The 24442-nt window shown below is 60.2% G+C and carries 22 protein-coding genes and 1 pseudogene; 9 read left to right on the top strand and 14 right to left on the bottom strand.

Going from position 1 to position 24442, the window contains the following annotated elements:
• Window positions 1-198 precede the first annotated feature (198 nt).
• Window positions 199-825, top strand: coding sequence for a response regulator transcription factor (locus AWM79_RS12850; protein ID WP_017132085.1), 627 nt, complete (start codon window positions 199-201; stop codon window positions 823-825).
• Window positions 826-849: 24 nt separating this feature from the next.
• Here AWM79_RS12850 and dkgB read toward each other — a convergent pair whose 3' ends face one another.
• The 4 genes from dkgB to pdxR (AWM79_RS12830) form a co-directional block, all read right to left on the bottom strand.
• On the bottom strand, window positions 850-1653 hold the full coding sequence (gene dkgB / locus AWM79_RS12845) for a 2,5-didehydrogluconate reductase DkgB (protein ID WP_017132084.1): 804 nt from the start codon (window positions 1651-1653) through the stop codon (window positions 850-852).
• A gap of 92 nt (window positions 1654-1745) precedes the next feature.
• Window positions 1746-1985, bottom strand: a complete 240-nt coding sequence (locus AWM79_RS12840) for a helix-turn-helix domain-containing protein (protein WP_017132083.1) — start codon at window positions 1983-1985, stop codon at window positions 1746-1748.
• 9 nt (window positions 1986-1994) lie between these two features.
• Window positions 1995-2546 carry a DUF2975 domain-containing protein gene (locus AWM79_RS12835; protein ID WP_017132082.1) on the bottom strand — a complete coding sequence of 184 codons (552 nt, stop codon included), beginning with the start codon at window positions 2544-2546 and terminating at the stop codon, window positions 1995-1997.
• Window positions 2547-2725: 179 nt separating this feature from the next.
• Complete coding sequence (gene pdxR, locus AWM79_RS12830; protein ID WP_017132081.1) at window positions 2726-4168, bottom strand: MocR-like pyridoxine biosynthesis transcription factor PdxR; 1443 nt, start codon at window positions 4166-4168, stop codon at window positions 2726-2728.
• Between the two features lie 187 nt (window positions 4169-4355).
• Here pdxR (AWM79_RS12830) and AWM79_RS12825 point away from each other — a divergent pair, with 187 nt between their 5' ends.
• The gene (locus AWM79_RS12825; protein WP_017132080.1) at window positions 4356-4796 is read left to right on the top strand and encodes a carboxymuconolactone decarboxylase family protein; all 441 of its coding nucleotides are present in this window, start codon (window positions 4356-4358) and stop codon (window positions 4794-4796) included.
• A 123-nt stretch (window positions 4797-4919) separates the two neighbouring features.
• Here the strand turns inward: AWM79_RS12825 and AWM79_RS12820 are convergent, their stop codons facing one another.
• The gene (locus tag AWM79_RS12820) at window positions 4920-5693 is read right to left on the bottom strand and encodes an AraC family transcriptional regulator (RefSeq protein WP_017132079.1); all 774 of its coding nucleotides are present in this window, start codon (window positions 5691-5693) and stop codon (window positions 4920-4922) included.
• Between the two features lie 97 nt (window positions 5694-5790).
• On the opposite strand from AWM79_RS12820, the gene AWM79_RS12815 reads away from it, so the two are divergent.
• The gene (locus AWM79_RS12815) at window positions 5791-6936 is read left to right on the top strand and encodes an MFS transporter (protein ID WP_017132078.1); all 1146 of its coding nucleotides are present in this window, start codon (window positions 5791-5793) and stop codon (window positions 6934-6936) included.
• Between the two features lie 52 nt (window positions 6937-6988).
• Here AWM79_RS12815 and AWM79_RS25615 read toward each other — a convergent pair.
• Window positions 6989-7116, bottom strand: a pseudogene (locus AWM79_RS25615) (IS5-like element ISCARN85 family transposase); the annotation flags it as partial.
• A gap of 51 nt (window positions 7117-7167) precedes the next feature.
• Window positions 7168-8574: a MocR-like pyridoxine biosynthesis transcription factor PdxR gene (pdxR, locus tag AWM79_RS12810; protein WP_060783011.1), complete on the bottom strand. Its 1407-nt coding sequence runs from the start codon at window positions 8572-8574 to the stop codon at window positions 7168-7170.
• A 148-nt stretch (window positions 8575-8722) separates the two neighbouring features.
• Between pdxR (AWM79_RS12810) and AWM79_RS12805 the strand changes: the two genes are divergently transcribed.
• From AWM79_RS12805 to AWM79_RS12790, 4 genes are all read left to right on the top strand, one after another.
• On the top strand, window positions 8723-9826 hold the full coding sequence (locus AWM79_RS12805) for a hypothetical protein (RefSeq protein WP_244159556.1): 1104 nt from the start codon (window positions 8723-8725) through the stop codon (window positions 9824-9826).
• A gap of 246 nt (window positions 9827-10072) precedes the next feature.
• Window positions 10073-10573: an RNA polymerase sigma factor gene (locus AWM79_RS12800; RefSeq protein ID WP_017132074.1), complete on the top strand. Its 501-nt coding sequence runs from the start codon at window positions 10073-10075 to the stop codon at window positions 10571-10573.
• A 40-nt stretch (window positions 10574-10613) separates the two neighbouring features.
• Window positions 10614-11594, top strand: a complete 981-nt coding sequence (locus AWM79_RS12795; protein WP_017132073.1) for a FecR family protein — start codon at window positions 10614-10616, stop codon at window positions 11592-11594.
• Between the two features lie 130 nt (window positions 11595-11724).
• Complete coding sequence (locus tag AWM79_RS12790; RefSeq protein WP_060783984.1) at window positions 11725-14139, top strand: TonB-dependent siderophore receptor; 2415 nt, start codon at window positions 11725-11727, stop codon at window positions 14137-14139.
• 124 nt (window positions 14140-14263) lie between these two features.
• Here the strand turns inward: AWM79_RS12790 and AWM79_RS12785 are convergent, their stop codons facing one another.
• Together AWM79_RS12785 and AWM79_RS12780 are read right to left on the bottom strand one after the other, a co-directional pair.
• Window positions 14264-15415, bottom strand: coding sequence for an MFS transporter (locus tag AWM79_RS12785; RefSeq protein ID WP_017132071.1), 1152 nt, complete (start codon window positions 15413-15415; stop codon window positions 14264-14266).
• A 109-nt stretch (window positions 15416-15524) separates the two neighbouring features.
• Window positions 15525-15965 carry a DoxX family protein gene (locus AWM79_RS12780; protein ID WP_017132070.1) on the bottom strand — a complete coding sequence of 147 codons (441 nt, stop codon included), beginning with the start codon at window positions 15963-15965 and terminating at the stop codon, window positions 15525-15527.
• Between the two features lie 158 nt (window positions 15966-16123).
• Here AWM79_RS12780 and AWM79_RS12775 point away from each other — a divergent pair, with 158 nt between their 5' ends.
• A complete protein-coding gene (locus tag AWM79_RS12775) occupies window positions 16124-17044 on the top strand; it encodes a LysR family transcriptional regulator (RefSeq protein ID WP_060783010.1) in 921 nt (306 codons plus the stop codon).
• 6 nt (window positions 17045-17050) lie between these two features.
• Here the strand turns inward: AWM79_RS12775 and AWM79_RS12770 are convergent, their stop codons facing one another.
• Together AWM79_RS12770 and AWM79_RS12765 are read right to left on the bottom strand one after the other, a co-directional pair.
• A complete protein-coding gene (locus tag AWM79_RS12770; protein WP_060783009.1) occupies window positions 17051-18202 on the bottom strand; it encodes a M14 family metallopeptidase in 1152 nt (383 codons plus the stop codon).
• A 538-nt stretch (window positions 18203-18740) separates the two neighbouring features.
• Complete coding sequence (locus AWM79_RS12765) at window positions 18741-19109, bottom strand: DUF6124 family protein (protein WP_017132067.1); 369 nt, start codon at window positions 19107-19109, stop codon at window positions 18741-18743.
• A 129-nt stretch (window positions 19110-19238) separates the two neighbouring features.
• On the opposite strand from AWM79_RS12765, the gene AWM79_RS12760 reads away from it, so the two are divergent.
• Entirely contained in the window at window positions 19239-19895 is a 657-nt protein-coding gene (locus AWM79_RS12760; protein ID WP_026013188.1) for a LexA family protein, read from the top strand.
• A 122-nt stretch (window positions 19896-20017) separates the two neighbouring features.
• Here the strand turns inward: AWM79_RS12760 and AWM79_RS12755 are convergent, their stop codons facing one another.
• Genes AWM79_RS12755 through AWM79_RS12745 form a run of 3 tightly spaced genes read right to left on the bottom strand, consistent with a single transcriptional unit; the run spans window position 20018 to window position 24440 of the window.
• Window positions 20018-21967, bottom strand: coding sequence for an acetyl/propionyl/methylcrotonyl-CoA carboxylase subunit alpha (locus AWM79_RS12755; RefSeq protein WP_017132066.1), 1950 nt, complete (start codon window positions 21965-21967; stop codon window positions 20018-20020).
• Window positions 21967-22782 (bottom strand): gamma-carboxygeranoyl-CoA hydratase, encoded by an 816-nt coding sequence (locus AWM79_RS12750; RefSeq protein WP_017132065.1) that lies wholly within the window; start codon window positions 22780-22782, stop codon window positions 21967-21969. Before AWM79_RS12750 ends, AWM79_RS12755 begins: the two co-directional genes overlap by 1 nt.
• Window positions 22783-22832: 50 nt before the next feature.
• On the bottom strand, window positions 22833-24440 hold the full coding sequence (locus AWM79_RS12745; protein WP_060783008.1) for a carboxyl transferase domain-containing protein: 1608 nt from the start codon (window positions 24438-24440) through the stop codon (window positions 22833-22835).
• Between the last annotated feature and the right edge of the window lie 2 nt (window positions 24441-24442).

The following is a 24442-nucleotide window of genomic DNA, read 5'->3' as shown; positions in this document are numbered from 1 at the left end:
TCCTACATATCTCGCTAGGGGGCGCCCGCTAAAGTGCCTGCCCCATCCGGCGATGGCTGAGGGATAGACGCCGTTTGTCGAGGCAAGTATCCCGGAACTTTCCTACACTGTATTTCGTTGGATTCCCTTCCCTTACTGATCGATGCAAGCACGTTCCCGTCTTTAGCCGTGGCCGGCGTACTTCTCAAGGATTTGCGGATGCGTAACGCACTGATTGTGGATGATCACCCGTTTGTTCGTCTGGCGATCAAGATACTGCTGGAGAAACTCGGTTTTGAGGTGCTGGCCGAGGCCGACAATGGCGTCGACGCGGTGCAGCGAGCCCGCGAGCTCGAACCGCAGCTAATCGTGATGGACCTGAATATTCCCCGGCTCGATGGCCTGGAAGTGATTACTCGGATTGTCACCCTGGGACTGTCGAGCAAGATTGTGGTGCTGACCGAGCAAGCGCCGCAATTCTATGCCGAACGCTGCATGCGCGCCGGTGCGCTGGGCTTCGTTTCCAAGACCGCTGAGCTCGACGAGCTACAACTGGCGGTGCAGGCGGTGATGCTCAACAAAAGTTTCTTCCCGCGCCTGGAAGACCGCGGGCGCACAAAGGCCAGTGTCAACGAATCCGAGTCGCGGCAGATCGAGAATCTCAGCAACCGCGAACTGAGCATCCTGCGCTATATCGCCCGTGGCATGAAGAACAAGGAGATCAGCGAGTTGATGCTGCTGAGCGACAAGACGGTCAGCACCTACAAGACCCGTCTGATCGACAAACTGAACCTCAAGTCAGTGGTTGCGCTGGCGGAATTTGCCAAGCGCAACCATCTGATCTGAGCAGCCGGACCTGAGCGGTGCGGTTCAGTCCCAGTCTGGGGTGATGCCCTTGGGGCTGGTCAGGCGGTGGCCACGCTCCAGGCCGTCGATGGCTGTCATGTCGGCAGCGCTTAGGCGCAAGTCGCAGGCTTTGAGGTTGCTGGCCAGGTTTTCGCGTCGGGTCGAGGACGGAATCACCGCATAACCCTTCTGCATCGCCCAGGCCAACGTTACTTGGGCCGGGGTGGCTTGGTGTTGCACGGCGATCTGCTGGATCAGCGGGTCTTTCAACACCTCGCCATAGGCCAGGGTCATGTAGGAGGTGATCTGCATGCCCTGGCTGTGGGCAAACTCCACCACCTTGCGGTTTTGCAGATAGGGGTGCAGTTCGATCTGGTTGGTGGCGATGTGTTCGGCACCGACGGCGGCGATGGCCTGTTTCATCAGGTCGATGGTGAAGTTGGACACACCGATCTGGCGAGTCAGGCCCAGTTGCTTGGCTTCCCGCAGCGCACCCATGAATTCCTCGACCGGCACCTGGTTTTCGGGCGATGGCCAGTGGATCAGAGTCAAGTCCAGGTAATCGGTTCGCAGCTTGCGCAGGCTTTCCTTGAGGCTGGGTATCAGCGCTTGCCTGGAAAAATTGTCGACCCAGATCTTGCTGGTGATGAACAATTCGTCGCGGGCTACGCCGCTGGCGGCGACGGTCTGGCCGACCTCGGCTTCATTCTCGTAGATCTGTGCGGTATCGATGACCCGATAGCCCAGTTCGAGGGCGGTGCTGACCGAATCGATGACAACCTGGCCCTGCAGGCGGAACGTACCAAGGCCGAAGGCGGGAACAGACATAGGTGACTCCTGGAATAGGAACGGTCCGCGAGTATCCCCATTCCTATCTTTGAGAAAAATAGACGATGGGGAAAAGGACTCTTTACCCATAATCACGAATGCTCGCCTGGTCCCCGCACCCGTGCGCCAGGGGCGCTGTAGCTGAGCAAGTCGCCCGGTTGGCAGTCCAGGTAAGCGCAGATTGCTTCCAGCGTCGACAATCTAAAGCCTTTGACCTTGCCCTGTTTGAGCAGGGACAGGTTCTGTTCAGTAATGTCGATGGCTGCCGCGAGGTCTTTGGATTTGACCTTGCGCAAGGCGAGCATGACATCGAGCTTGATTTCAATCGGCATCGACGCGTCCTAGACGAACTGCTGGTTTTCACGGGCCAGCGAGCAGGCATTGTAGAGAATTTTCGCGATCAGCATGATCGATGCGGCAAGAAATAGGGCTACCACCTGCGACGGGCTGAAGCCCAGGGTCAGCAGACGCTGGCCTGGCGGCATCAGGAACGTCATCCATACGCTCAGGGCCGGCTCTAGCAGGAGCGTGGCCAATACCCAGAAGCCGACATTCTTTCCAACCTGCCCCAGTCGTTCGGCCGATTCCGCCGAAAAGTAGTCGCCACGACTGTAAACCTGGAACAGCGCGCGCAAGGCAAACAGGCCCCTGGCGAGGATCAGCAAGGGAATGCTGGACAACAGGATACAACCCGCTACTTGCCATCCCGGCATCTGTTCGACACTCACCTCGAAATGGCCGGCCGTCGAGGCCAGGTTGAAGCCGATTCCATAGGTGCTAACAAGGCTGGGGTAGAACCAGCAGGCGATGTTGACCAGCAACATCGCGATGATCAGCAGCAAGGTTGCAGAGGCAAGAAACCGGCTGTGATTTGCCAGGCGATCGGGTGTCATGTCATGTCCTTTCGAGGGTTGAGGGAAGCCGTCGCGTGCCAGGGGCGATCAGCTCTGACATAACTGTATTAGGATGATTAATTATTGTAAAACGATAATTTTATTGGTTTTGTAACGTGATCGTCGATCGCTCCCACGCAGGAGGCGGAAGCGATCGGCAGGGTCCGGGCCACCAGCGATCAGTCTTGCGGGTGTAGCTGGCGAAGCACCTCGCGCACCCGGTCCAGCGATGGCTGGATATCCAGGGTCTCGATGGAGCCGTAACCCATCAGCAGGCCGGTGCGCGGGGTGGCGGTGTGGTAGAAGGGCGCAAGCGAGTACAACCTGACCTCGACTTTCTTGGCCAGCTCAATCAGCAGTGGGATATTCAGTGCGCCCTTGTCGAGGATCGCCAGGTGGAAGCCGGCGGTGGAGTGGATGCGTTGGAACCAGGGTGAAAGGTCGCCGTCCAGCCGCTCGATCAGGTGTTCGCGACGGCTGGAGTAGGCCTTGTGGCAGCGTCGGATGTGCTTGAGCAGATAGCCGTCGACCATGAATTTAGCCAAGGCCCACTGGATCAGCGTCGCGGTGTGCCAGTCGGTCAACTGTTTGGCCGAGATCAGCGCCTTGAGCAGGCCAGGCGGCGCCACCAGGTAACCCAGGCGCAATTCCGGCAGCAGGGTCTTGGAAAACGTTCCGACATAGGCGACCAGACCCTGTTGGTCGAGGCTTTGCAGGCAGTCGGTCGGTCGCCCCTCATAGCGGAATTCGCAGTCGTAGTCGTCCTCGATGATGATCGCTCCGAGGACGCGCGCGCGCTCCAACAAGGCCTGGCGGCGTTCCAGGCTCATGGGCATGCCGAGCGGGAACTGATGCGCCGGGGTCACGTAGATCAGCCGCGTGCCGTCGGGAATCAGCTCGACCCGGATGCCTTGATCATCCACCGGGACGCCGACCACAGTGGCGCCCTGAGCGGCGAATAACAGGCGCGCCGGTGGGTAGCCGGGGTCCTCGACGGCGACGGTGCAGCCGGGCTCGACCAGCACCCGGGCAATCAGATCGAGGGCCTGCTGGGCGCCGTTGGTCACCAGCAGGTCGTCGCTGTTGCACCGCACGCCACGGGAAAAGCCGATATGTCGGGCAATCGCTTCGCGCAGCATCGGGATACCTTCCGGCTGGCTGTACAAACCGTGCACCTGGGCAGTCTGGCGCAGGGCGAACAGCACGCTACGGCGCCATTCGTCATGGGGAAACTGATTCTTTCTGGTGGCCCCGCCCAGGTAGTCATAGCGCAGGGTGCCGATGGGGTGGTGCATCGGAAGCGGAATCGACGCCTCACGCCATTGCTTGATCACCGCCGCCCCGGCCAGTGCTTCGCGGTGCGTCCTGGGGCGGATCTGGGGAATATGCGAATTGACGAAGGTTCCGGCGCCGACTCGTCCGACCAGCAGGTTGTCGTAGGTCAACTGGGCATAGGCATCGGCCACGGTCTTGCGCGAGACCCCCAATTGCTCGGCGAGCAGGCGGGTGGGCGGTAACTGGGTGCCGGCAACCAACTGGCCCTGGGTGATGGCGGTGCGTAGTTGTTCGGTGATTTGTCGGGCCAGGTCGCGACGACCCTCGAGATTGATATGTAATTCCATGGGAGGGCTCGTTGAAAGGGGAAAAGCAGTTCGCAATGGGGGCGCAGTTTAGCCTGCCGTGCCCAGAGGGGCATCCGTTGCGCGGACCAGGGCGATTGGCTCCCGGTTTTTTTAATAAATTGGCTATTTGGTCTGATGCTCAATGGTCTTAACGTAGTACCGTCTTTAACGGATTAAGAGTTATGTTATGCAACCTCGTCTTGATTTCTACGCCGCTTCCCCAGATGCCTTGAAAGCCATGTTGGCCCTGGAAAACGCAGTCAGCAAATTGCCCCTGGAAAAGTCCCTGATAGACTTGGTGAAGATGCGTGCTTCGCAGATCAACGGCTGCGCCTTTTGCCTCGACATGCACGGCACCCACGCACGTAAAGCCGGGGAAACCGAACGGCGCCTCTACACGCTCTCGTCCTGGCGTGAAACGCCGTTCTTTACCCCCCGCGAACGCGCAGCCTTGGCCTGGACCGAATCCCTGACCCTGATCAGCGAGACCCACGCATCGGACGAGGACTATGCACTACTTTGTGCCGAGTTCAGCCCCATGGAAATGGTCGACCTGAGCGTGGCCATCGGCACCATCAATAGCTGGAATCGCCTGGCCATCGGCTTTCGCAAAATGCCGGTCGAGTGATGCTGGTTGCGATGGGCTGAGCGGCGCGAACCTATGCCAGGGAAATTGTTGCCCTGGCATTTGTCCGGCTTTTTTCCCTTGCTTGAGCGCTGGTTGGCGCTTGCCTAAAATACTCAGCGGCGACTACCTTGAGGCGTACAGATAGGCTCTCGGAGTAGTCCCCGTCATTTGCCGAAAAAAGCCGATGAAGCTGCTATCGTTGGCAAACTCCAGTTCATAGGCAACGTAGGCAATATTGCGTCCGGTGGCGAGCAGTTCGATCGCCCGCATCAACCGCCACTGCTGGCGCCACTGCTGATAGCCCATACCGGTTTCGCGCACGAAGATGCGACCGATGGTCTTGCTGCTGGCACCGACTCGGGTGACCAATACCTGAAGTTCGGGCGGTAATTGCTCCAGCGACACCAGCAGGGGGGCCAGACGCTTGTCCTGAGGCAGGGGCAGCAGCATCGGCTGGCGCGGCGCCTCACGGATCTCCTCGAGGCACAGGCCCAGCAGGTGAGAGGGCTTGCCCCGGCTCCAGTCGGTATCGAAGGCCATCAGGGTCATGGGCTCCAATACCGCCCGAAGCAGCGGGCCAACTTCGATGATCGTGATCTGGTCCGGCAGCCCGCTAAGCAGTTCGGGGGCCAGGTACAGTGAGCGATAGTCCACGGTCTGCTGCATCACTGCTCGATGTTCCACGCGAGGCGGTATCCAAGCCGCCCGGGACGGCGGCAGGAGGCAGAGTTGGTTGGCCAGCGTGATGCGCGAACAGCCCTGGCGGGTAAACAGCAGTTGCCCGCGACGATGACAATGCCGACCCGAATCATGGTCCCCCAGACGTGCTGCAATACCGATGACCGGGGCGGCCAGAGTATCGGGGTTGAATGTCGCCTGGGCGTCGAGCCATGCCATGGATTGTCCGATTTCAGTAGTTTATTGTCCTAATTTGAATAATACGCCAACTGTACTTTCTTAGAATCGCGCTCAGCCTTTCAAGGAGTGCATGTTCATGAAATTTAATGGCCAGTTGGCCCTGGCGATCGCCTTGCTGATGTTTCCGCAGATTGCCCAGAGTATTTTCAGCCCGGCCCTGGCGGACATCGAGCGAGTCCTGGAAGTGGGGGTGGCGTCGGCTTCGCGCATGTTCTCAGTGTATTTCCTGGCCTTTGCCTTCGGGGTGGTGGTGTGGGGCCTGGCCTGTGACTGGATCGGCCGGCGGCCATCGCTGCTCGCCGGACTCGTCGTGTATCTGCTAGCGATATGCCTGGCCTTGAGCACCACCAGTTTCAGTGTTTTCCTGATCTCTCAGGCATTCGCGGCCTTCGGCGTGGCGGCCTGTTCAGTGGTGACCCAGACGGTGCTGCGTGATAGCTTTCGAGGGACGGAATTGGCTCAGGTGTTTTCGTTGGTGGGCATGGCTCTGGCGGCGAGCCCGGCTATTGGCCTGTTTACCGGCGCTAGCCTCGTGGCCGGCTTTGGCTATCACGGGGTGCTATACGGCCTGCTGGGCCTGGCATTGCTGCTGTTCGGCGTGTCGGCCCGGCAACTGTCGGAAACCCGTCCGACACTGGTTGTCACGCCGCCGCTGTTCGCCACCTCGGTGGACCTGTTCCGGGACCTCGGTGTCTGGCGCTCGGCGCTGCTGGTCGCGGCGTTCAACATCGCCCTCTTCAGCTACTACAGTCTGGCGCCTTTTATGTTCCAGCGATTAGGGCTTGGCGGCGAGCTGTTCGGCTACAGCGGCGTGATCCTGGCTTTGGGATCGGGTTGCGGCGCTTGGCTGAACAAGCGCCTACTGCACCGTGGCTGGGCTGGCGAACGGTTGGTCGGGCTGGCGTCGCGGCTGATGCTAGGAGCGGGCGTTGCGGTGTGGGGGCTGCAAGACAGCGGGCTGTTCGTTCTGCCGATGATGGCGATCGTGCTGGGGTTCGGACTGGCAATCCCTAACATCCTCGGCGGTGCCCTGGCGGCTTATTCCGACCGCCAAGGTACCGCCGGGGCGTTATTCGGCCTGATGTATTATCTGATGATTGGCGCCGGGTTGATGGGGAGCGCCTGGAGCCAGGACTTGGGTGCCAGCCTGTTGTTCTGCGGGGCAACGGCGTGGGTACTGACCTTTCGGTGGCGGTTTCCACGGGGCGGTGCCAGCCACTGAGTTCGGTGCTCATGAAGACGGCAGCAAAGTGCTGAAGGACTGCACCAGTGGCCTAACACAATTTCAGCCCGTCGATGATCAGCGCGAAGTTAACGAAGCCGATAAACATTATATTCAGCTTTTCAAAGCGGGAAAAAATATGCGCAATCCTTTCAACTGTCTAAATAGGCACGCCACTTCATAGTGTTGCAAAGGTGACTGCAAAGGAGTGACCGTCTGATGGGGAACTGGTCAGACTCCTATCATTTGACCAAGCAGCGTGGCCAGGAATAAGGCCTGCTCGCGGTCTTTTATGTTAGTGAAACCTAGCAGCAAGCCAGGTTCGGTGGGTGCCTCCAGGTACCAGTCGGAGAGGGCATGAACATTCAAACCAGCGCTTTTTGCCTTAGCGGCCATGGCGCGATCATCCGTACCTTCAGGCAGACGCGTCACCAGGTGCATCCCCCCGACCTGATGGTCGATCGACAGGCGAGCCCCCAGGGCGCTGGTCAACGCAGCCACCAGTAAGCCTCGTCGAGCTGCATAGAGGTTGCGCATTTTTCTCAAATGACGTGCGAAGTGGCCTTCATTGATGAAGTGGGCCGTAGTGACCTGCCATAGTTGAGGGCAATGGCTATGCATCATGTCGGTGATCTGAGCGAATCGGCAAACAAGATTTTTTGGGACTACCAGGTAGGCCAGCCGCAAGCCAGGTAACAGCACTTTGCTGAAAGTGCCGCAATACAGGACTCGATCATAGGTATCCAGACTTTTCAAGGCCGGGAGGGGGCGTCCTAGATAGCGATATTCGCTGTCATAGTCGTCTTCGATAATCCAGCTTTGTTGCTGGTGAGCCCAAGCCAGTAAATTCTGGCGGCGGGGCATCGACATCGCAACACACAACGGACTTTGGTGGGTCGGCGTTACCACAGCAAAGCGTGCATTGCAGGCTCGTTGTATACCGGACTCTACGATCATTCCTTGATCATCGACAGGAACGGGAACGAGGTTGGCTCCAGCCTCACGCAGAAAATGATGGGCAGCCAGGTAACCGGGGTCTTCGACCCAGCAGTGATCTGCACTATGCAGCAGGCTTCTACAGATCAAATCAAGGCAAGCTCGATAGCCGGCGACGATAAAAACCTGCTCTGGTGAACAGCCGATGCCACGTGAAACACCCAGATAACCGGCGACTGCGTTGCGCAAAGAAACATGTCCTTTGGCATCGGGATAAATCAAACCATCAGTGGCAGAGTGGCGCAGTACTCGATAGGCCAGACGGTTCCATAGCTTGCTCGGAAAGGCATCCAGCGCCGGCAGCCCCATTTGCAGTGGCTGTGGAGGTTCGCCCGTATGTATCAGGGGCTGTTGGGGGGATTGCGATTTTGTCGGGAGCGATTTAAGTGGGGCTGATCTGATTTGGGGAGAGACGACTGTCCCGGCGGCCCCGCGTGTCACCAGATAACCCTCGCCTATCAATAATTGATAAGCTGCCTCAATTGTTCCATGAGCCAAATTGAGTTCCGAGGCCAGCGCCCGTATTGAGGGTACGCGGTCGCCAGGCTTGAGGCGACCTTCTGTAATTGAGTCACGAAAGCGCAAATAGATCTGTCGAAACAACGGCGGATTTTTACCCTCATTCGGAGTGTTTTTATTCATCTGAATGTCCTAGTCATTTTGATCATTTTTGACTCTATGGAGTGGGCTACTGGCAGAGTAATGTTTCTCTACGTTATTTCCATCGCCATGGTTGATTACCCAGACCGGTGGAACGGCGGTTTTTCCCCCTAACTAACGCACAAACGACTTGCAGGGCATTTATGTTCTCCGGTCGTTGGAGAGTAAGATGCTCTATAACCCAAGGCTGGATAGCTCAATGGTCAACAGTGGCTCCGTGCGACCCCTTGATGCCAAGGTGGTGATATGGATGCCGGCAGTGAGTGCCGCGCTTTACCCGTGGATTCTCGATGCGTTCCATTGGGTGGTAGCCCCCGCCGAAGGGAAAAGTGACCCGTTGTCGGCAAACGCTCTCCTCGCCGCTGCTTTGCTGTTGATCGCCGCATTTGCCGTGCCCTTGATCTGTTTGATGACGGCTGGACGCGCAACTCATGCTGCCCCAGGGGAAAGCACCCGTGCTCGACGATTGGCCTTGCTGGCGGTTGCCGCTCCTACGTTGTATGTGTTCTTTGGCGTGCTTACCTACATGGCTGGCAGCAAGATCGCGGATACCTGGATATGGTCGCCGGCATGGTTGCTGTTGGGGTATTGGGCATCGCGAGAAAGCGCTCCCGGCACACTTTCACTGGCACAGCCATCCTCGCGTCTGCGTGTGGCCCACGGTATCGCCGGCGCAATAACCGCGCTCTATGTTCTATTTCATATCTTCAATCATTTGTTCGGACTTATAAGCCCCCAAGCGCATGCGGCGGTGATGGACATAGGTCGCACAGTGTATAGAACCGCGGCTATCGAACCGTTGTTGGTGGCGATCATGTTGTTCCAGATTGTCAGCGGTTTGCGACTGGCATGGACATGGACAGAAACAAAGGCTGATCGTTATCGGGTTTTTCAGGTTGCGTCAGGTGTGTTCATGTCAATGTTTATTCTCGGCCACATGAATTCAGTGTTCATTTATGCACGGACCTTTCTCGATATTCCCACCGACTGGGCATTCGCCGCCGGTCTGCCTGCCGGTCTGATACATGACGCCTGGAATATTCGTCTGCTGCCGCATTACGCGCTGGGCGTGTTCTTTGTCCTGACTCACCTGTTTTCGGGGTTACGCGTGGTGCTTCTCGCGCATAGGGTCGATGAGTCTCGTGCCAATCGGATTTGGTGGTTGGGCGCTGGAATAAGCTTGCTGATTTCGGCGGCGATTATGAGCGGCATGACTGGATTGCGGTTGATCTGAGTCTCGGACTTTTTTGCGATGCGGACCAGAGCCCCCCATAACTGTCGAAGTCAGTCCAGTACGTTTTGACTTCGCCTGAAAAAAGGGCGATCTCATGGCCACAAGTGCCATGGACCTTTCAACGAGTCCCGCTTCCGGCAAGGTCATCATGTATTCGATTGCTACGGTGTTGATATTCGATGGAATGAATTGCGGCTACTAATAGGAAGCATTACTATTCACGCCCCGCCTTCATAGCCCATCGCCATGAACCTCCAGCCACCCCGAACACCCGGTTTTTTCGAGCATTACGAAGAGTTGATCGGCACTTGGACTCGCCGACTGAGAAACCGTCAACAAGCCGAAGACCTGGCCCATGATACCTTTGTGCGGGTGTTGGAAAGCACTGCTGGCGGCGTCGCGCAACCACGCGCCTATCTGCATCAGACCGCGCGCAATATCGCGGTGGATGCCTATCGTCGCGAAGACCGGCGCGGTGCCCTCGAACTGGAAGCGATTCATCACAGTGCGCCGCCCAGCGGTGACCCGGAGCATTTCATGCATGCCATCCAGCTTGCCGACTCCATCGAGCAGGCACTGGGCGAACTGCCCGTCAACTGTCGCAAGGCGTTTATCTGGCAAAAGATCGAGGGCTTGACTCAGGCAGAAATCGCCAAACGTCTCGGGTTGTCCAAGAATATGGTGGAGAAGTATATGATCCGCACCTTGCGGCATCTGCGTGATCGCCTGGATGAACCGGATCAATGAAGGACAAGGCGATGCAAGTTCCACCCGGACAGGACTTTCCATGATGGATACCGGTGATTGCCCACGCGATCCCGCCACGGTTCGCGATGAAGCCGCGACTTGGTTCGTGCGGATGCAGGAGGCGCCGTTGAGCGCTGAACAACAGGCGCAGTTCCAGGCCTGGTGCCAGGAACATCCGCTGCACCAGAATGAATTCGATTTGCTCCAGGGACTGTGGAGCACCACCGACCTGGTGCCCCGGGCGCGCCTGCAGGCCCTCGGCGATGCGCCTCCAGCGCGGAGCGGGCGTCGGTTGGTACGCTATGCGGTCGCTGCCGGGGTGGTGGCGGTCGCTCTGGGACTGGGTCTGTTCAGCGGCTTGAACCATCCTGCGCCCTACAGCGCCACATTCGCTACGGTGCTCGGCGAGCGCCGGCAGGTCGCCTTGCCTGATGGCTCAGTCATCGAGCTTAACAGTCGCAGCCGAGTGCGCGTGAGTTACGAGCAGGACCGGCGCAATGTCGAGCTGGAGGAAGGCGAGGCGATGTTCGGCGTCAAGCACGACAGCCACCGACCGTTTGTGGTGTTGGCCGGGGCCGGCAAGGTGACGGTCACCGGGACGCGCTTCGACGTGCGCCGCGATCCGACGCAAGTCCATGTGGTCGTGGAGGCCGGGACGGTCAGGGTCCAGGGGCGTGATGCCCGCGACGCTGATTTTGTCACCCTCACCGCCGGCCTCGGTACGCGGGTCAATGCCCAGGGTCAGGTCGAAGTCGCGCAGACGGTCAATCCCGAGGAACTGCTGGCCTGGCGCAGCGGCAAGCTGATGTTCAGCAATGCCAGCCTGGCCGATGTGGTGGGGCAGGTTTCGCGTTACCGGGACAAGCCGTTGAGCGTCGCCACCCCGGCGGTCGGCAACCTGCGTCTGACCAGCGTGTTCAAGGTCAACGATACAGACGCCTTGCTCAAGGCCCTGCCGAGCATCCTGCCGGTGGCGGTCAGGAGCCGTGCCGACGGCAGCCAGGAAATATTTGCAAAATAGATTCAGGTTTTTTTCGAGTTCTTCGTCTTCTTGTTCAACTGCAACTGGTTTTCATTAACAGCCGCATATATTTGCGAACAACAGGACAAGGTCAGACGTGAACAACACACCCAACGCTCTATACCGGGCGATCCGCGATACACTGCCCAGCTCCCAGGCCTTTGCCCTGGCGCTCGCGGTCAGTGCCGTTGCCCCCCTGAGCCAGGCAGCCCAGGCCGATTCGACCATTCATATTCAGGCCCAGTCCTTGGCATCGGCCTTGAGCCAGTTGGGTCAGCAGACCTCTTTGCAAGTGTTTTTCAATCCGCAACTGGTGGCCGGCAAGCAGGCCCCGGCGGTAGACGGCAACCTGTCGCCGGAAGAAGCTTTGAACGTGCTACTGCGTGGCAGCGGCCTGGATTATGCCCTCCGGGACGGTTCGGTCACCTTGCACGAGGCCGCTCCGACCGCCGCGGGCTCGTTGCAGTTGGCGCCGATGGATGTCAAGGTAGTGGGTGATTGGCTCGGCGACGCCGACCAGGCCATCGTGCAGAACCACCCAGGCGCGCGGACGGTGATTCGTCGTGAAACGATGATTGAGCAGGGGGCGATGAACGTCAGGGATGCGCTGCGTACCGTTCCCGGCGTGCAGGTGCAGGAAAGCAATGGTACGGGTGGCAGCGATATTTCCCTCAACGTCGGTGTGCGTGGCCTGACATCTCGTCTGTCGCCACGCTCCACCGTGCTGATCGACGGCGTGCCGGCGGCATTCGCGCCTTACGGCCAGCCGCAGTTGTCGATGGCCCCGGTGTCGGTGGGCAACCTGGACAGCATCGATGTAGTGCGGGGTGCCGGTTCCGTGCGTTATGGACCGCAGAACGTCGGCGGCGTGATCAACTTCGTGACTCGGGCGATCCCGCAGAAGTTTTCCGGTGAAATCGGCACGACCCTGGAAACCTCGCGTTATGGCGGTGTGAAGCACCTCGACACGGCATTCCTTGGCGGCACCGCCGATAACGGCTTTGGCGCGGCGCTGTTGTACTCCGGCGTAAAAGGCGAGGGTTTTCGCGAAAGCAACAACAGCAACGACATCAATGATGTGCTGCTTAAAACCCACTGGGCGCCGACCGATCAGGACGATTTCTCGCTTAACCTGCATTACTACGATGCCAATGCGGACATGCCGGGCGGCTTGACCCAGAAACAGTACGACGCCAATCCTTACCAGTCGGTGCGTGACTACGATAATTTCAGTGGCCGTCGCAAGGACATCTCCTTCAAGTACAAGCGGCAGGTTGATGACCAGACCCAGGTCGAAGTGCTGACCTACTACACCGACAGCTTTCGCGGCAGCCACATCGCCGCCCGCGACCAGAAGACCCTTGGCTCCTTCCCGCGCAGTTACTATACGTTGGGTGTCGAGCCGCGGGCGTCGCGGGTGTTCGAACTGGGCAACACCAGTCAGGAAGTCAGCGTCGGTTATCGCTACCTGCGTGAGGCGATGCACGAGTCCTCCAGCCGGCTGGCCTTGGTCAACAACGTTCCGACCATTACCCCGACCTCCGACGGCCATATCTTCCAGGACCGTACCGGTGGCACCGAGGCGCACGCCTTCTACATCGACAACAAGATCGATGTGGGCAAGTGGACAATTACCCCAGGTATCCGCTTCGAGCGCATTAATACCGACTGGCATGAGCGTGCGGTACTGGGCACCAGCGGCGTGCCGGTCCAAGAGAAAAACCGCAGCGTCAACAGCAACGAACCGCTGCCAGCCATTAGCGTGATGTACCACCTCTCCGATGCCTGGAAGCTGTTCGCCAACTACGAGACTTCCTTCGGCAGCCTGCAGTATTTCCAGGTGGCGCAGGGCGGTAACGGCAACAGCACCGCCAATGGCCTGCAACCGGAAAAGGCCAAGACCTACGAGTTGGGTACCCGGTATGACAACGGCATCTGGGGCGGTGAGATGACCCTGTTCTACATCGACTTCGCCGACGAACTGCAATATGTCAGCAACGATGTGGGTTGGACCAACCTCGGTGCGACCAAGCACCAGGGTATCGAGACCTCTGTGCACTATGATCTGTCGACGCTGAACCCACTGCTCGACGGCCTGACCGCCAACGCCGGCTTCACCTACACCAAGGCTACCTCCCAGGGCGATATTCCTGGCTTCAAGAATCGTGACCTGCCGTTGTATTCCCGTCAGGTGCTCAATGTCGGCCTACGTTATGCGGTCAACCGCTGGACCTACAACGTCGACGGCTTCGCTCGCTCGGTCCAGCATGCGCCGGGTACCGGGACCAACGCCGATGGTAGTTTCAATGGCAACTACATCACCGAGCCGACCGCCGATGGTCAGTACGGCAACATTCCCGGCTATATGACCTGGGATGCGCGTGGTGCCTATGACTTCGGGGCACAGTTGTCGAACTTGAAGCTGGGCGCGGGGGTGCGCAACATGTTCGACAAGCGCTACTTCACTCGCTCAAGCGATAACAATGCGGGGATCTACGTGGGGGAACCGCGGACATTCTTCGTGCAGGCCAGTGTGGGGTTCTGATAGAACGTCTGTAGGAGTTGGCTTGGCGGAACGCCGCACCGCAGCGATTGTATCGAGGCGGTGCGCGATCATTTCGCAGTGCCTGGATCGCCGACAAGCCGACGCCTGCAAACACGGCATTAACTCAGACCCGCAAAATTTTTCCGCCGATCGCCGTGCCTAGCAGCATCAGCGCGATCAGCAGGAACGCCACGCTCAAGCTGCTGGCATGAGCGATAAAACCAATCGCCGCCGGCCCCAGCAAAATCCCCGCATAACCCAGGGTAGTAATCGCCGGTATGGCGATGTTTTGTGGCATGACCTGCTGTTTGCCCGTGGCGGTGTACAGTACTGGCACGATATTCGAACAGCCCGCACCCACCAGGGCGTAGCCGAGCAATGCCACTTCCCAGGCCGGTGCCAAGGTAGACAGCAGCAGGCCAGTCGCGGCGGTGATAGCGCCGATGACAATCACCTGCCTCCCGCCCAGGCGCCGGACGATGGCATCACCGGTCAGGCGGCCGAGGGTCATGGTCAGGGCAAAGGCGGCATAGCCGAGGCCTGCATAGGCATCCGGCACTTGGTGTTCGGCACTGAGAAACACCGCGCTCCAGTCGAGCATCGCACCTTCGGCGAGAAACACCACAAAACACAGCAGACCGATAAACAGCACCACGCCATGCGGCACGGCAAAGGCCGGACCGGAGCTTTCGCCGCCATGGGGCAGCAGGTGTGGGGCGGCCTTGAGCAGGGCCAGGATCAGGAGCACGACCACCACGCCTGTCGCCACCAATGGCGACAGGCCGAGACCGAGCAGAGCGCTGACCCCCGCGGCGCCGGCAATGCCGCCAAGACTGAACAAGCCATGGAAGCCCGACATCATGGTCTGGCCGCTGGCTCGCTCGACGATCACCGCTTGCAGATTGACCGTGGAGTCCACCGAGCCGAGTCCGGCGCCGAACAGGAACAGACTGATTATCAGCAACGAAGGGGTACTGACAGTGGCCAGCAGCGGCAAGGCGATACAGATCAGCGAGGTGCCGACGATCAGCACCCGCCGACAGCCGAAACGCGAAGCCAGGGCACCGGCTACCGGCATGGCGATGATCGAACCGACGCCCAGGCACAACAGCAGCAGACCGAGGGTGCCTGCATCGATCCCGGTGCGGGTCTTGGCAAAAGGCACCAGCGGTGCCCAGGCGGCGACGCCGAAGCCGGCGATAAAGAAGGCAATACGTGTCGACATCTGTTCCATGCGCCCCGGTTTGGTCGGGGCATGGGAAGGGAAGGCAGTCATGAAAAATCCTTGGCAATCGGGCAGACAACTGCGTGCAACGCTCCATCCTTGCACATCATGTCTTACACGGCGAGGCCAAGGTCTCGCGAAGGAGCGCCTTGCTGTGGAATCAGCCGCGGCGACGGGCGTCCAGGCTGAGGCGACCGGCACCGAAGGCCAGCACTTGCAACAGGCCACCGGCCATTGCGATGTTCTTGAAGAAGTGGGTGAACTGGTTCTGGTCCGCCAGGTGATTGTGGAAGGCCAGGGCGGCCGCTACAGTGAAGACAGCCATCACCAGGGCCACCAGACGGGTCCGGTAGCCGAGAATCAGCAGCAGGCTGCCGCCGATTTCGACGACGATTGCCACGATCAGCGCCAGTTGCGGAAACGGCAGGCCGGCCGAACCGATATAGCCGAGTATGGCGCTGGGGTTGGTCACCTTGGAAAAACCGGAAATCAGGAAAATAGCGCTGATCAGAATCCGTCCGGCGAGAGCAACAGCGGCAGATGCCGAAGTACTGTCGGATGTCGAGTTGAGGGCGCTATGGTTGGTTGTGCTTTGGGACATGGTCAATACCTTCAAAAAAGCGGCGCGACCCCGATGGCGCGTCGAACTGGTGAACAGTCTGCCATTAGCGTAACGTCCGTAATAGTCGAATAATTTCGAGTGTCAGGTTCGATTTTTTAGAACGTTTAACCTATCCATGCGATCGCCGAGACCCTGTCATGAACCTCAATCCGGGAACTCCCACTCTCGATCAACTGCGAGTGCTGCTGACCGTCGTCGAAACCGGCAGTTTCGCTGGGGCTGCGCGCAAACTCAGCCGCGCCACCTCGGTGATCAGCTACACCATCGCCAATCTGGAGCACCAACTGGGGGTGCAGTTGTTCGACCGCATCACCACCCGCAAGCCACAACTGACCGATGCCGGTCGCACGGTGCTGGCTGAGGCCCGGACCATTTATAACGGTGTAGATGGCCTGCGGGCAAAGGTCAAGGGCCTGTTGCAGGGGTTGGAGGGCGAAATCCACCTGGTGGTCGATGTGATGTTGCCAGCGGCGCGCCTGGTGGATGTGCTCAAAGGGTTTCGCCGCGAATTTCCCACGGTACTTCTGCACCTGCACATGGAGGCGTTGGGAGCGGTGGCGCAACTGGTGCTGGAGAGACGCGCCATCGTCGGTGTCAGTGGCGTTTCCAGTCACGGCCTGGCCGGGCTGGAGCGGGTCGGAGTGGGGAATGTCGAGCTGGTTTCGGTGGCGTCGCCCGAGCACCCGCTGGCGCAGGCACTGAACCTGCCAGGCGCCGTGCGCGAACATGTGCAATTGGTGTTGTCGGACCGTTCGACCCTGACGCGCAACCAGGAATTCAGTGTGTTGGGGACCCGCACCTGGCGCCTGGCAGACCTGGGATCGAAGCTGATGCTACTGCGCGAGGGTGTGGGCTGGGGCAACATGCCCGCGCCGATGGTTGCCGAGGACCTGGCCAGCGGGCGCCTGGTGCGTCTGGACCTGCCGGATATGCGCGACGAGCCCTACGGCCTCGATGCGATCTACCGCACCGACACGCCACCGGGGCCAGCGGCTTCCTGGCTGATTGCGCGGCTGCGGGCGCAGATTGACTCGCCGCTCGGTGACCCGGTCCGGTAGGCGCTTTCAGCGCAGGCGAGTGACGATATCCGCGATACTGCTCAAGACATCCCGGGCCAGTTTCGCGCAGCGCTCGCCGGACCAGCCGGTGCGAGCGTCTGGTGCGTCGTTGTTGTCCTTGAAGGGCATTTCCAGGGTCAGTGACAGGCAATCGTACTGTTGGCCGACGCTGTTGCACGCCAGGGTCATATTGGCTGCACCGGGCAGGTTTCGGACGTAGCCGTGGGTGGTCTGGAAGTCTCGGGTCAGGGCTTTCAGGTGACCGCGAAAATGCTGCTCCAGATCGGCGATACGGGTGCTATAGCCTGGATTGCCTTCGCAACCGACGGTGAACACATAGGGGATTTCCTCATCGCCATGGATATCGAGGAACAGGTCGACCCCGTAGCGAGCCATCTGCTGCTGGACAAAGAACACTTCAGGGCTAATTTCCTGGCTGGCATTCTGCCAGGCGCGGTTCAGGTCCTGCCCCATGGCATTGGTCCGCAGATGACCATGGAACGCGCCGTCAGGGTTCATGTTGGGCACCAGGTACAGATCGGCGGCGGCCAGCAGCGCTTTCAGGCGCGGATCGTGCCGCTCCTGCAGGCGCTTGATCACACCCTCCATGAACCACTCGGCCATATGCTCGCCCGGATGTTGCTGGGCGATGATCCAAACCTTGCGTCGACCCTGCGCGCCATTGCCCGTTCTCAGTAGCTGGATATCCCGACCCTCGACGCTTTTGCCGGTGGCCAGCAGTTCGGTGCCGGCATGGCTCAGGGCCTGTTTGATCAGCCAGTCATGACGCTTGCGGCTGTAGGGTTCGAAATAGGCGAACCAAGCCTGGGGTTGCTCGGCCCGGAATTGGATATGCAGGCTTTCGCCGTCGAAGCGCGTATCGGTGCGAAACCAGTCGCGATGATCGTGGGAGGCGGCGGCGCGATAACCGGTCCAGGCCTTGCTGTACGAGGACTGGCTGGCATTGCTCAGTTCAAAAGTATAGGTCCGTCCCGGTTGCAGGCCTTCGACCTTGAAATGGAACCATTGGAAGTGATGACTGCGGGTGTCTGGCTCGATGGCCAGCAGCAGGTGCCACGGGTTGCTGGCATCCAGTACCTGAATATTGCCGCTGTCGAAGTCGCTGCTGATTTTGAGTGAGGGCAGAACCACGGTCATAGTCTGTGTACCTGAATATGCTGTTTTTGTGGTTGCTACTGTACACGGCTGGCGGTGGTTGGCCGAGCCGGGGAAAGCCCGGAGCGGCGAAGAAGGCGTCGCCCCGAGGGTGTGCCAGCCTGTGTTTGTGCTATTGATTCTCAAATACTTCCACGGTTTTTCCGCTCAGTTGTCTCGACCTGCGGACTTTCGCTCATGGATATTCCTTTGCTATCATGCGCGCCATCGCGACTGCCCCATCAAGATGGCAGCGCCAAAGTCTTCATTAGCCTGAAGCGAAGCCCGTAAACGGGTGAAAAAAAGACCCGGCAAAAAGCCGGGTCAAAAACCGTGATTAGCCTGATGAGGAGATAATCCAGGAGTCCGACCTAAGGTCTCCGGGTTATCGACTGATCTTCCGACCAGCTGCTTGCAATAATAATCATTATCATTTGCAAGTCAAATGTTTTCCTGTCCCTTTTGGAAATTATTTTTCCAATCCTCTTCAGACTCCAGTTTTTTCGTGAGCTGCCTGGTACTGGCGGTACGTTAGTGCCCTTCACATTCCTGGACATTCCGCGCTGAGGGCGCGATCGACCATGGCCTTGGCCATGTCGACCATGTACACCACGGAAAAGGCCAGGTCGCGGGATGAACCCTGCAGGGCATCGGCTGCTTCATACGCCGTGGCGGCGGCACACCGTAGCAGGTCCGAGGCGTGGACCATCGCTTCCTCGACGCTGAGGTTCTCGCGCACGGCGAACAGCCTGTCGGTGTCGGGCCAGCAGGCAGTCTCGTCGGAGAGGGCGCCTGAAACGGCGGGTTTCAAATAATAATCGAGTGCGCGTTGGGCCGCATGCCTCCCCTTGAGTGAATTACAGGGGGGCATGGTGTGGATATCGGTCATGTGCTTGGGTGTGGAAGTCATGGAAAACCTGCCTTTGAGGAAGAAGTCGCATCAGCATCACAAGATTAGTACTAACTGTATTTTTATGTTTGTAATATATAATACAGCTTGTGTATTGAACGGCGGAATACAGCCCGTATTGTTCCGCTCATGGATAAATGGATTGCCTTGGTGAGAGCCAAGCTGCGCGAGCTAGACCTCACGCAAGAGAAACTCGGAGAACGCGTTGGGGTATCCCAAGGCGGTGTCGGTCATTGGCTGAACAAACGGCGCCAGCCGGATCTCGACAGCATGAACAAGGTTCTTCGGGCGCTGGGGCTCGGGCATCTGGAGGTCGTGCTGGTGATCCGTGACTGTTCGGTGGCGGTGCAGGAGCCTTCGCAGCGGGATGGACAGGCCTATGACATCACCTCGGCGTTTCGCTACCCGGTCAGCGATTGGCATTCGGTGATGCCGGCGCGGGAGACGAAAGCCCAGAGCTACGGTAAGACGCACTATGAAGTGACCGATCATTACGCCTCGGGAGCCGCGTTCTGGCTGAAGGTGGCGGGAGATGCGATGACCGCGCCGATGGGCACCAGCGTCCCCGAGGGCATGCTGATTCTGGTGGACCCCGATCTCGATGCCGAGCCCGGCAAGCTGGTGATTGCGCGTCTACGGGGCAGTGAGGAGGCGTTTTTTCGCCAATGGGTGGAGGAGGGGGGCCAGCGCTACCTGAAGCCGCTGAACCCAACCTATCCGAAGATTCTGTTTACCGACGACTACAGCATTATCGGTGTGGTCGTACAGGCCACCACCAAGTTCTGAAGGCTGACCCGCGACAGGGACGGCCTTCAGGATCCAAACGCTTTGCGGGCAAGCCTTGCTCCCAGTCGGACTTTGAGCAAGGCTACGGATTTCATGAGCCCCAACCTGCCGGCGACATCGGGTTAATCCAGTTCCACCAAGGCACTGCCTTCGCTGACCATCTCGCCTTCCTGGCAATACAGCGCCTTGACCACACCCGCCTGGGGCGCACGAATGCTGTGTTCCATCTTCATGGCTTCGAGCACCACCAGTTGGGTTCCGGCCTCGACACTCTGGCCGACTTGTACCAGTACCCGGACGATGCTGCCGTTCATGGGCGCCGTCAGTCCGTCCTGATGGCCATGGCTGGCCTCCACGGCGGCAATCGGGTCATGGCTGCCGATCGCCAACAGTTCGCCTTGCCATTGCAGGTAGAGGCTGTCGCCTTGGCGGATCGCCCGGTAGCGGCGGCGAATACCCTGGCGGTCGATGGACAGTGACTCGCCGTGCAACGCGACCCCTGCGTCCCGGCCCGGATCCAGTGTCAGGGCCCGGTCTTCGCCCTGGCAGCTCAGGTGCAGCGTGGTTTCGGCTGGCAGCCCGCTGCGAAAGCCGTTGCCACTGGCCCAGGGTGAGCCCGGATCATCCGTGCGTGTCGCCGTAGCCTGACTGTGGGACCATGCCAGGGCCGCCACCTGCCAGAACTCATCGCAGAGTTCGTCGGCAGCCGGCAGCAGTTGTTCCTGATAGCGGGGGATAAAGCCGGTATCCAGTTCCGCGGCGGCGAAAGCCGCATGGCCGATGATCCGCCGCAGGAAAGCGAGGTTGGTCTTCAGGCCGCCGACGGCGAATTCGTCGAGCATCGCCAGCAAGCGCAGGCGCGCCTGTTCGCGGGTTTCGCCCCAGGCGATCAGCTTGCCGAGCATCGGGTCATAGAAGGACGACACCCTGTCGCCTTCGGCCACGCCGCTGTCGATTCGGCGTCCCGGCCCGGCGCCGGATTCGCGGTAGACCTCGAGGCGTCCGGTGGCGGGGAGAAAATCATTGCTCGGATCCTCGGCATACAGGCGCACCTCAATGGCATGCCCGTGCAGCGGCACCTGTTCCTGGCTCATTGGCAGGGCTTCGCCGTTGGCGACGCGGATCTGCCAGGCCACCAGGTCGAGACCGGTGATGGCTTCCGTAACCGGGTGCTCGACCTGCAGGCGGGTGTTCATCTCCATGAAAAAGAATTCGCCGCGTGAATCCAGCAGGAACTCCACGGTACCGGCTCCGACATAGCCGATAGCCTTGGCCGCGCGTACCGCCGCTTCGCCCATGGCTTCGCGCAGTGGCGGGCTCAGGCCTGGTGCCGGGGCCTCCTCGACGACTTTCTGGTGACGGCGCTGAATCGAGCAGTCGCGCTCGTTGAGGTACAGGCAGTGGCCATGTTGATCGGCGAACACCTGGATTTCCACATGACGAGGCTTGAGCAGGTATTTTTCCACCAGCATCCGCGAATCGCCGAACGACGACTGCGCCTCGCGCTGCGCCGAGGCCAGGGCTTCGGCCAGTTGGCTGACGTCCTCGACCACCTTCATGCCCTTGCCGCCACCACCCGCGGTGGCCTTGAGCAGGACCGGATAGCCGATCAGCTCGGCCGCCTCGCGGAAGGTATCCAGGTCCTGGTCCTCGCCGTGATAACCGGGCACCAATGGCACGCCAGCGCTGGCCATCAGCGCCTTGGCCGCGGACTTGCTGCCCATGGCCTCGATGGCGGCGGCGGGCGGGCCGAGGAAGATCAGCCCGGCATCTTCGATAGCCCTGGCGAACTTGGGGTTTTCCGAGAGAAAACCATAGCCGGGGTGAATCGCCTGCGCACCGCTGGCTCGGGCGGCGGCGATCAATTTGTCGATCTGCAGATAACTCTCGGCGGCCTTGTTGCCGCCCAGGTCGACGCGGATATCGGCTTCGCGGCAGTGACGGGCATCACGGTCGACGCTGCTGTGTACGGCGACGGTGGTCAGACCCATGGCCTTGGCGGTACGCATGACCCGGCAGGCGATTTCGCCGCGGTTGGCGACCAGAAGGGCGGTGATAGCGGGGGCGCTCATCAACGGGGCTCCTTGGCAGTCAGTTCGGCTTGCCAGCCCGGTGGGCGTTTTTGCAGGAAGGCGCGCAGGCCCTCCTGGCCTTCGGGGCTGACCCGGATACGGGCAATGGCGTTTTCGCAGTAGCGCCGCAGGGATGGGCTGAGCACGCCACTGCCAACTTCGCGCAACAGTTCCTTGGTTCCACGCATCGCCTGGGGACTGTTGAGCAGCAGATTGTCGACCCATGCCTCGACCTGGCGATCCAGTTCGGTCGCCGGGTAGCTTTCGGCCAACAGTCCCAGTTCACGGGCACGCAGGCCGCTGAAGCGTTCGGCGGTCAGGGCGTAGCGGCGGGCGGCGCGCTCGCCGATGGCCTGGACCACGAACGGACTGATCACCGCCGGGGCCAGGCCGATGCGCACCTCCGACAGGCAGAATTGGGCATCGTCGGCGCCGATGGCCATATCGCAACAACTGATCAGCCCCAGTGCGCCGCCGTAGGCTGCACCTTGCACCACGGCCAGGGTCGGGACTTTCAGGCGGGCCAGGTTGTACATCAGTTCGGCCAGTTCGCGGGCGTCGTCGAGGTTGGTCCGGTAGTCCAGTTCGGCCGATTGCTGCATCCAGCCCAGATCGGCGCCGGCGCTGAAGTGTCGACCGCGGGCACGCAGTACCAGAAAGCGCAGGGACGGGTTGGCCTGGACCTTGTCCAGGGCGAGGATCAATTCGCGGATCATTTCGGCGTTGAAGGCGTTGTGCTTGTCTTCACGGCTGAGCCAGAGGGTGGCGAAGCCGCGTGGGTCGGTCTGTAGTTCCAGGGTGTTGAAATCGGTCATAGTGTCGAGTCCTGTGCAGCTTTTTGTAGGCATTGGCCGGCTCATCGCGGTCACATCCGAAACACGCCGAAACGGCTCGGTTCGCTCGGCGCATTGAGCGAGGCCGAGAGCGCCAGGCCAAGGACCTCGCGGGTCTGTGCCGGATCGATCACCCCGTCGTCCCACAGCCGTGCGCTGGAATAGTACGGATGGCCCTGATGCTCGTACTGGTCGAGGATCGGTTGCTTGATCTGGGCCTCCTGCTCGGCTGAAAACCCTTGGCCGGCGCGCTCGCTCTGTTCGCGCTTGACCTGCACCAGTACGCCCGCCGCCTGTTCGGCGCCCATTACGCCAATCCTCGCGTTGGGCCACATCCACAGGAAGCGCGGATCGTAGGCGCGGCCACACATGCCGTAGTTGCCGGCACCGAAGCTGCCACCGATGATCACGGTGAATTTCGGCACCCTGGCACAGGCTACGGCGGCCACCAGCTTGGCGCCGTGCTTGGCGATGCCGCCGGCCTCGTATTTCTGACCGACCATGAAGCCGGTGATGTTCTGCAGGAACAGCAGCGGGATGCCGCGTTGGCAGGCCAGCTCGATAAAGTGCGCGCCTTTCTGCGCGGCTTCGGCGAAGAGAATGCCATTGTTCGCCAGGATCGCCAGGGGATAACCGTGCAAGTGGGCAAAACCGCAGACCAGGGTGGTGCCGAACAGCGCTTTGAACTCATCGAAGACCGAGCCGTCCACCAGCCGGGCGATCACTTCTCGCACGTCGAAGGGCTGCTTGGCATCGGCCGGAATCACTCCATACAATTGCTCGGCAGCGTGGAGCGGAGCAATCGGTGTGCGTTGTTGTAACTGGCCGAGCTTGCGCCAGTTGAGGTTGGCGACACTGCGTCGAGCCAGGGCCAGGGCGTGTTCATCGCTGTCTGCGTAATGGTCGGCGACCCCGGAAATCCGGCAGTGCACATCGGCGCCGCCGAGGTCTTCGGCGCTCACCACTTCGCCGGTGGCGGCTTTTACCAGAGGCGGGCCAGCGAGGAAGATGGTTGCCTGCCGGCGGACCATAATCGCTTCATCGGCCATCGCCGGCACGTAGGCACCGCCAGCGGTGCAGGAGCCCATGACCACGGCGATCTGCGGGATGCCCATGGCGCTCATGTTGGCCTGATTGAAGAAAATCCTCCCGAAGTGCTCGCGGTCCGGGAACACCTCGTCCTGGCGCGGCAGGTTGGCGCCGCCGGAGTCCACCAGGTAGATGCACGGCAGGCGGTTTTGCTGGGCGATGGCCTGTGCACGCAAGTGTTTTTTCACGGTCAACGGGTAGTAGGAGCCGCCTTTGACCGTCGCGTCGTTGGCGACGATCATGCATTCGACCCCTTCGACGCGACCGATGCCGGCAATCAGTCCGGCAGCCGGAACGTCTTCGCCGTAGACCTCATACGCCGCCAACTGGCTGATTTCCAGGAACGGCGAGCCCGGATCGAGCAGGCGGTTGATTCGTTCGCGCGGCAACAGCTTGCCCCGCGAGGTGTGCCGCTCCTGGGCCTTTGGCCCGCCGCCTTGCTGGACTTGGACCAGCAGCGAGCGCAGGGCCATGACCTGTTCGAGCATCGCTGCGCGGTTGTCGGCAAACTCCGCCGAGCGCAGATTGAGTTGCGTGTGCAGAATTGCCATGT

Origin of the sequence: Pseudomonas agarici, from assembly GCF_001543125.1 — a bacterium.
GTDB classification, from domain to species: Bacteria; Pseudomonadota; Gammaproteobacteria; order Pseudomonadales; family Pseudomonadaceae; genus Aquipseudomonas; species Aquipseudomonas agarici.
The sequence above is the reverse complement of the archived record's forward strand: the minus strand, read 5'-3'. Positions and strand labels throughout refer to the sequence as shown.

Excerpts from the sequence above, each read along its gene's own strand:
- AWM79_RS12780 (WP_017132070.1), bottom strand. The coding sequence starts at position 15,965 with ATGTCCCAAAGCACAACCAACCATAGCGCCCTCAACTCGACATCCGAC.
- AWM79_RS12750 (WP_017132065.1), bottom strand. The coding sequence starts at position 22,782 with ATGACCGATTTCAACACCCTGGAACTACAGACCGACCCACGCGGCTTC.
- AWM79_RS12775 (WP_060783010.1), top strand. The coding sequence starts at position 16,124 with ATGAACCTCAATCCGGGAACTCCCACTCTCGATCAACTGCGAGTGCTG.
- AWM79_RS12825 (WP_017132080.1), top strand. The coding sequence starts at position 4,356 with ATGCAACCTCGTCTTGATTTCTACGCCGCTTCCCCAGATGCCTTGAAA.
- AWM79_RS12800 (WP_017132074.1), top strand. The coding sequence starts at position 10,073 with ATGAACCTCCAGCCACCCCGAACACCCGGTTTTTTCGAGCATTACGAA.
- AWM79_RS12770 (WP_060783009.1), bottom strand. The coding sequence starts at position 18,202 with ATGACCGTGGTTCTGCCCTCACTCAAAATCAGCAGCGACTTCGACAGC.
- AWM79_RS12745 (WP_060783008.1), bottom strand. The coding sequence starts at position 24,440 with ATGGCAATTCTGCACACGCAACTCAATCTGCGCTCGGCGGAGTTTGCC.
- AWM79_RS12765 (WP_017132067.1), bottom strand. The coding sequence starts at position 19,109 with ATGACTTCCACACCCAAGCACATGACCGATATCCACACCATGCCCCCC.
- AWM79_RS12815 (WP_017132078.1), top strand. The coding sequence starts at position 5,791 with ATGAAATTTAATGGCCAGTTGGCCCTGGCGATCGCCTTGCTGATGTTT.
- AWM79_RS12820 (WP_017132079.1), bottom strand. The coding sequence starts at position 5,693 with ATGGCATGGCTCGACGCCCAGGCGACATTCAACCCCGATACTCTGGCC.
- dkgB (WP_017132084.1), bottom strand. The coding sequence starts at position 1,653 with ATGTCTGTTCCCGCCTTCGGCCTTGGTACGTTCCGCCTGCAGGGCCAG.
- AWM79_RS12850 (WP_017132085.1), top strand. The coding sequence starts at position 199 with ATGCGTAACGCACTGATTGTGGATGATCACCCGTTTGTTCGTCTGGCG.
- AWM79_RS12755 (WP_017132066.1), bottom strand. The coding sequence starts at position 21,967 with ATGAGCGCCCCCGCTATCACCGCCCTTCTGGTCGCCAACCGCGGCGAA.
- AWM79_RS12760 (WP_026013188.1), top strand. The coding sequence starts at position 19,239 with ATGGATAAATGGATTGCCTTGGTGAGAGCCAAGCTGCGCGAGCTAGAC.
- AWM79_RS12785 (WP_017132071.1), bottom strand. The coding sequence starts at position 15,415 with ATGACTGCCTTCCCTTCCCATGCCCCGACCAAACCGGGGCGCATGGAA.
- pdxR (WP_017132081.1), bottom strand. The coding sequence starts at position 4,168 with ATGGAATTACATATCAATCTCGAGGGTCGTCGCGACCTGGCCCGACAA.
- AWM79_RS12795 (WP_017132073.1), top strand. The coding sequence starts at position 10,614 with ATGATGGATACCGGTGATTGCCCACGCGATCCCGCCACGGTTCGCGAT.
- AWM79_RS12835 (WP_017132082.1), bottom strand. The coding sequence starts at position 2,546 with ATGACACCCGATCGCCTGGCAAATCACAGCCGGTTTCTTGCCTCTGCA.
- pdxR (WP_060783011.1), bottom strand. The coding sequence starts at position 8,574 with ATGAATAAAAACACTCCGAATGAGGGTAAAAATCCGCCGTTGTTTCGA.
- AWM79_RS12840 (WP_017132083.1), bottom strand. The coding sequence starts at position 1,985 with ATGCCGATTGAAATCAAGCTCGATGTCATGCTCGCCTTGCGCAAGGTC.